The sequence below is a fragment of the Moorena sp. SIOASIH genome, assembly GCF_010671925.1.
Lineage (GTDB): Bacteria > Cyanobacteriota > Cyanobacteriia > Cyanobacteriales > Coleofasciculaceae > Moorena.
This window is the reverse complement of sequence record NZ_JAAHIH010000017.1, coordinates 1-2,023: the sequence shown is the minus strand read 5'-3', so window position 1 is coordinate 2,023 and position 2,023 is coordinate 1. Positions and strand designations below refer to the sequence as shown.

Below are 2,023 nucleotides of genomic sequence, written 5' to 3'. Positions count from 1 at the left end.
TGATCCGGTTCATCAGCCACGAGGCGGATGCAGAGGGCGCCGGCAACCATGCGGTGATGCGCCGACTCTCTGAAGTGCTGTTCATCCAGGCGCTCCGCGTCTGGGCCTCCCGTGCCGACCATGAAGAGGGCCTGCTCGCGGCCCTCGCCGACCCCGAACTCGGAGAGAGCCTGGGACAGATTCACGCGGAGCCGGCCAACGACTGGTCGCTGGAAACCCTGGCCCGGGCCGCCGGTCTCTCCCGCACGGTCTTCGCGGAACGCTTCAAACAGGTCATGGGCCTGCCGCCGATGCAGTACGTGACCCTGTGGCGCATGCAGCGCGCCCGGCTGCTGCTTGCCGAGGGAGAACAGACCCTGGAGCACATTGCGGAGCTGGTCGGCTACGAATCCGCGGCGGCGCTCAGCCGGGTGTTCAAACGCTGGGTCGGTGAGCCGCCGGGAAGCTATCGAAGGCGAGCTCGCGCGATTGGGTGATCTATACTTCGTCCAACTCAGAGATTAGCCGGACGGGGGTTCACAGTGCAAAAAGTCCCAAGAACACCAAAGGTCTACGTTCTCATGCCATTCTCGGAGGAATTCCGAGATGTCTATGAACTCGGCATCAAACCCGCGGCCGAACGTGCGGGCGCTCAAGCAGAACGAGTAGATGAACAACACTTCACAGGCAACATTGTCGCAAAGATTCTGAGCGAGATCGAGCGTGCGGATCTCATCGTTGCGGACATGACGAATCGCAACCCGAATGTGTTTTACGAAGTCGGCTACGCCCATGCCGCTGGAAAACGAGTAATCCACATCACCCAGAGCGCCGATGACATCCCCTTCGACCTCAAACAATTCCCGCACGTCATCTACAGCCGAAGCACGATCTCCAAGCTTCGGGACGACCTAGGGGAGAAGCTTCGAGCCCTCCTACCATCCTCAAACGTCCACGACATCCATGGGTGGCTGCTCGAAATAGGCCGACACGGCAACCACGTCCAGAAGAACAAGAGCATTGACGAGAACGATGCTTTTGCAGCCACGGTTTTCGAGGTAGCAAGAGGCTTCGCGTACCGGCTCCGAGATCTAGAGAAGTACGAGAGCGTCTTCAGGGTATCGGCAGATCGCTATCCGCACGTGCTACTCGCATTGCAGAGCGAACAACACCAGGCTGTGGTGGACGCGATTGCACTCGTGAATCGGCAGGAGTATTTCTGGAGCCAATCCCTGGGCGACAAGATCCTCGACACAACTCAGCCCGGCAGCCGGCGGATCTTTGTACTAAAGGACGAGTCAGAAGTTCCCAGTTTCTACGAAACGCTTTGCAGGCATCATTCTCGGAGTTCCTACGAGGTTTACGTCCTGCTGGCAGAGACGCTCCACCAGAGGTTTGCGGCCTACAACAAAGACTTCTCGGTAATCAAGCTGCCTGGTGGCGAAGTCCTGGCGCAGTACGACAAGAGCTACTACGCAGATACCCGCTTTGAGAGGCAAATCGAGTTCGACGCAACCCCGCAACACGTTGCGAGTCACGCCTCGAAATTCGAGGAGATATTGAACGCGTCGGTACGCTTCGATTCAGGAGCGACCGCCGAGGAGTTGGCGCGAAGCCTTTCGGTCGCGCCATCCGGGTTCTCTCAAGGAACCCAGGAGATGTCGCTCTACATCTCGATCGACGACTACGACAAGTATGAAGAGAAGCATGTTCACTACGTCGAGATGCGAGAGAAGATCCGCGAGGTCTGCGACAACGAGTGGAACGGACCCGGAAAGCGCGTACTCGAGTTTGGTGCGGGAACCGGCTTGTTCACCATGTCGATGGTGGACCACAACGCGATTGATGAATTCGTCGCAGTAGAACTCGATGTGGTCTGTTTCGACAAGCTCCGAGCAAAGCTGAACACAGTGAAGGACAAAACCACACGGGCCCTCTTGAAAGATAGCCGAACGTACGACCCGGGGGGAAAGTTCGACTGCATCTTCTCGGTCTTCGCGGACCATCACATCAAGCCGCAGGACAAACGAGATTACTTCGCGAA

Annotated in this window: 2 protein-coding genes; both read left to right on the top strand. The window is 57.7% G+C overall.

The features are described 5' to 3' along the window. Positions 1-476: AraC family transcriptional regulator (locus tag F6J90_RS43295; protein WP_293109120.1), on the top strand; the 476-nt coding region annotated here is incomplete at its 5' end. Between the two features lie 45 nt (positions 477-521). Beyond that, positions 522-2,023 (top strand): class I SAM-dependent methyltransferase (locus F6J90_RS43290; protein ID WP_293109118.1); only part of this gene is annotated, 1,502 nt, incomplete at its 3' end.